A 5301-nucleotide genomic window follows, 5' to 3' on the forward strand; every position below is an offset into this window, starting at 1 on the left:
TTACTAAAATCTTGCGTTTACAGGAAACCCCCCTCGATATATTATACTAATACCAGAGTGATATCTGATAGGCCTTGTGGAATTACACTAGTTTTAATTTGTGACTAAGTTAAAAAATTATGGAAAAGACCATTTTACATGACTCCAATATCATCAATAAACTGAGGAGAATGTTATCAAACCTCGTAACATTCCGAAATCAACCAGTGATTATTTGTGGTGCGGTAACAGTCTTAGTTATAGGACTTCAGAAACTGCAAGTATTAGAGACCATGGAATTGAAAATCTATGATCAAATGATACAATTACTTCCTGATCAAGATCCAGATCAACGGCTATTAATCGTCCGTATAACCGAGGAAGACCTGCAAAAATGGAATTGGCCTTTATCCGGTGAAATTTTAGATCGGCTGTTCGATAAACTACAAGAATATCAACCCAGAGCCATTGGTTTAGACATTTTCCGTGACTTACCAGTGCAACCCGGTCACGAAAAACTACTAGAACGCCTACAGCAAAGCGATGTGATTATCTCAATCTGTAAACACGCTGACAGTAACAGTGCTGGTATTGCCTCACCCCAGGGAGTAGAACCATCACAGGTAGGATTTAGTGACCTAGTGGAAGATACTGATGGTTTTATTCGCCGTAATTTGATTTCAGTCAATGTGAACAAGTCTGATAAATGCCAAACTCCCTATTCATTAAGCTGGCAATTAGCCACAAAATATCTAGCAGTTGGCGGTATTCTACCCCAATTAACAACTAAACAAGAACTAAAACTACGGGATGTTGTTTTTAAACCCCTAGAAACTCACTCCGGTGGTTATGAAAATGCAGATACCCAAGGATACCAAATTCTCCTGAATTATCGTTCTCACCGTCAAATTGCCCCACAAGTCACTCTTACGGACATACTTACGGGTAAAATTCAACCCAACTTAGTTAAAGACCGGATTGTTTTCATAGGTTCTACAGCACCGAGTTTAAAAGATATTTTTAATACCCCATTTAATTCTGGAAAAGCGGACGATTCTGGGAGAATGACAGGGGTAGAAATTCATGCACAAATTACTAGTGAAATTCTCAGTGCCGTTTTAAACAACCAGCCTTTATTTTGGTTTTTACCCCCTTGGGGTGAATTTCTCTGGATAGGAACATGGTCTGCCATTGGTGGATTTTTAGCTTGCCGCATTCGTCATCCATTAGGCTTAGGTATAGGACAAACTATATCCTTACTGGTTCTATTTGCCGGCAACTTGATTATTTTTACTCAAGCGGGATGGTTGCCAGTGATTGCTCCCGCATTGAGTTTAATTTTGACAGCTAATGCCGTAATTACCTATAGTAATTATGCAAGTAAGCAAGAAGAACAAAAAATCAGGGGAATATTAGAGAAACAAGCAAAGGACATTGAAGAGTTGCGATCGCATCAGACCAATGGCGATGATAATAATATCAATTATGTTACGGGACAACCATTAAACAACAATGCCCTCCTCAAAGGACGTTATCAAATTACTGAGAGATTGGGTGGTGGTGGATTTGGTAAAACTTACCTAGCCGCAGATACTCAACGGCCAAGAAATCCTCTTTGTGTTGTCAAACAAATGAGTCCGGCCAAACGAGATCCAGAATACTTGAAAATCGCCACTCGGCTATTCAATAATGAAGCATCTATTCTGGAAACCTTGGGAAAACACCAGCAAATACCCCAATTACTCGCATTCTTTCAACAAAATCAGGAATTTTATTTAATTCAGGAATATATTGAGGGTCATACTTTGACTAAGGAATTAACCCCTGGGAGATGTTGCTCCTATAATCAGGTAATGAATATCCTCAATGAGGTTTTACAGGTACTCGTTTTTGTTCATAGTTATGGTGTCATTCACCGAGATATTAAACCCGATAACTTAATCAGACGAAAGGAAGATCATAAGATTGTTTTGATTGATTTTGGCGGTGTCAAACAAATCCAACCACAACAGCAGACTCCAGATAATTTAACTATCGGGTTTGGTACTTCTGGTTACGCACCTGGTGAACAATTGAATGGAATGCCAAGATTAAACAGTGATATTTATGCTTTGGGAATTATCGCTATCCAAGCCTTAACAGGTATAACTCCCAAAGATTTTCGGAGACATGGGAATACGGGTTTAATTGTCATTGATCATACATCCTCCAGGGATGAGGGGACTTTGCAAAGTTGGCAACAAATAGCAAATATCAATGACAATGACGAATTAGTGAGAATCTTAAATAAGATGGTAAATCTTGACTTCACCAAAAGATACGAGTCAGCCAAGGACGTGCTGAAAGATATTAATTAAGCCAGAGGAGAGCGCGGTATATTAAATTACCCCACCCTAACCCTCCCCTTGTAAAGGGGAGGGGACTGGATTTTTGTTTTCACTCTTCACAAGGGACTAAAGGAGGTAAATCTTTTCACAACCGATGGTAGCAACGCCTTAGATGTCAGCTATAGTTTACCAGTAAATCCCCGCAATGGCACAATTAAAGTCTCTGGAGGATTAACCAGAACTAGTGTCACAGAACCACCCTTTGATCAACTAGATATTACTGGCAACTCCAGTTACTATGAAATAGGTTTTAATCAACCATTATGGCAAACTCCTAGTCAAGAATTGGGATTAGGTCTAGCTTTTTCCCGACAAATCAGTAAAACTAAACTCGGTCCAGACGGTTTTCCTTTGTCTATTGGTGCAAATGACAACGGTGAAACTCGCATTTCTAAAATTGCTTTTTCTCAAAATTGGGTGACACGCAACTCAAAATCTGTACTAGGTCTTTATTCTCAATTTAATTTTGGACTAGGGATATTGGATGCTACTACCAATAATAACGGTATTCCCGATAGTCATTTTTTTGCATGGCGTGGCCAGGGACAATATGTACGTTCTTTGAATCGCCAAAATGATATGTTACTGATGGTGCGTTCTAACTTACAGTTGAGCAAAGAGAGTCTTGTACCTCTAGAACAGTTTGGTATCGGGGGATTTTCCAGCGTTCGGGGTTATCGTCAGGATACTCTTTTAAAGGATAATGGCTTCTTACTATCCACAGAAATTCAGTTTCCTATTATACGTACAGTCAATCAACAAGGCGGATTATCTCTGATTCCTTTTGTAGATTTTGGCACGGGATGGAGTAGTAGTAATACTAAGGTAAATCCTGGTAATACCAACAAAGATGGCTCTTTGGTCGGTACTGGCCTCGGTTTACAGTGGAAATCAGAGCAACTCAAAGCCCGTATTGATTGGGGACACACTCTAACTGACATCAATTCTCAAGACCAGAAATCATCAGAAAACCGTTTACACTTCTCTGTGGAGTCAAGATTATGAAGCTCAACCTATCTGGAACAACCCTAATTCAACAATTAATATTACAGATTATCACTGGCTTAATTGTCGCTGCTAATACTGGGATAGTTAAAGCGCAACTGACACCAGATAATACCGTTGGTTCTACTACCAGCAGTGATACTGTTAAGGGACTCAATAGTGATATCATCGAGGGAGGAGCAACCCGTGGTACTAATTTATTTCACAGTTTCACTAATTTTAATGTAGATGCTGGTAAGGGAGTTTATTTTAGTAACCCTGCTGATATTAACAACATTTTAACCAGGGTTACTGGCAGCAGTCAGTCAAATATTTTCGGAACTTTAGGGGTTTTAGGTAATGCTAACCTGTTTTTAATTAATCCCAATGGTATTAGTTTTGGTCCAAACGCTCAGTTAGACCTCAAAGGTTCTTTTGTCGCTTCCACTGCGGATAAAATTGTTTTTGATAATTATCAATTTACTACCACTAATCCCACAGCGCCACCGTTGTTAACTGTGAATATTCCTCTAGGGTTAGGTTTCCGCGATAATCCTGGGGATATTAATATTGATCTGAAAGGTTCTACCCTAGCATTTAATAACGGTCAGGGATTAAAAGTTCCTCAAGACAAAACCCTAGCCCTAATTGGTGGTAATGTCAATATTAATGGTAATGGTGTTGATGCAGAAGGATTGAGAGCGGGAATTTTATCACCAGGAAGTCAGATACAATTGGGTGGTTTAACCCAGACGGGAACTGTTAATTTCAACGAAAATTTCTACTCAACCTTTCCTCAAGGTGTGACTAGGGGAAATGTCAGTTTAAGTAATGGTGCTGAAATCAATGTCCGTGCGGCTGGTGGTGGTAGTATTACCATAAATTCCCGAAATTTGAATGTGAATGAGGATAGTAGGGTGCGTGCGGGGATACAAAAGAATTTAGGTTCAGTAAATGCTCAAGCAGGGAATATTGACATTAATAATATTGAGCAAGTCACCATAGATAATGCGGTTATTGCTAATATTGTAGACGAGTTTGGTAAGGGGAATGCTGGGGATATTAATATCCACACTTCATCTTTAACCTTGAAAAATGGTAGTACGATTAATACTAGTGTCTTTGCTGCCTCTAGTGAAGGGAATGCGGGTAACGTCACTATTGATACTGCCAATTTAACTCTGGAAAATGGTAATTTCATTAGTGCCGATACCAGTGGTAAAGGTAATGCTGGGAATGTTGCAATTCAGGCTACTGAAGGGGTAAATGTCCGGGGGTGGCTATCTAGTGACGTAAAAGGTACAGCACAGGGAAATAGCGGGGGTATTACTATTGATACTGCCAATTTAACCCTGGAAAATGGTGGTTATATTAGTGCCGATACCTATGGTAAAGGTAATGCTGGAAATGTTGCAATTAAGGCTACTGAAGGGGTAAATGTCCGGGGGTGGCTATCTAGTGACGTACAAGGTACAGGAGAGGGAGATAGCGGGGGTATTACTATTGATACTTCAACTTTAACCCTGGAAAATGGTGGTTTTATTAGTACCACTACCTTTGGTAAAGGTAATGCTGGGAATATCGCAATTCAGGCTACTGAAGGGGTGACTGTCGGGGGACTGCTATCTAGTGGGGTAGACGATACAGGAGTGGGAAATAGTGGGGGTATTACTATTGATACTTCAACTTTAACTCTGGAAAATGGTGGTTTTATTAATGCCAGTACCTTTGGCAAAGGTAATGCTGGGAATATCGCAATTCAGGCTACTGAAGGGGTGACTGTCGGGGGATTTCTAACTAGTGGGGTATTCGATACAGGAGTGGGAGATAGTGGGGGTATTACTATTGATACTTCAACTTTAACTCTGGAAAATGATGGTATTATTAATGCCGATACCTATGGTAAAGGTGATGCTGGGAATATCGCAATTCAGGCTACTGAAGGGGTAAA

3 protein-coding genes are annotated in these 5301 nt (G+C 39.9%); all 3 read left to right on the forward strand.

What is annotated here, in order from left to right; all coding sequences use genetic code 11:
- Window positions 1–119 precede the first annotated feature (119 nt).
- Window positions 120–2336, forward strand: coding sequence for a CHASE2 domain-containing serine/threonine-protein kinase (locus tag ACIR131C_RS0106705; protein ID WP_231395407.1), 2217 nt, complete (start codon window positions 120–122; stop codon window positions 2334–2336).
- 69 nt (window positions 2337–2405) lie between these two features.
- Window positions 2406–3371, forward strand: coding sequence for a ShlB/FhaC/HecB family hemolysin secretion/activation protein (locus ACIR131C_RS22100; protein WP_081677170.1), 966 nt, complete (start codon window positions 2406–2408; stop codon window positions 3369–3371).
- Window positions 3368–5301, forward strand: a 1934-nt coding sequence (locus ACIR131C_RS22105) for a two-partner secretion domain-containing protein (protein ID WP_155963040.1), incomplete at its 3' end; no start/stop codon positions are given. The genes ACIR131C_RS22100 and ACIR131C_RS22105, both read left to right, overlap by 4 nt.

It is taken from the genome of Dolichospermum circinale AWQC131C, from assembly GCF_000426905.1.
Classification (GTDB): Bacteria; Cyanobacteriota; Cyanobacteriia; order Cyanobacteriales; family Nostocaceae; genus Dolichospermum; species Dolichospermum circinale.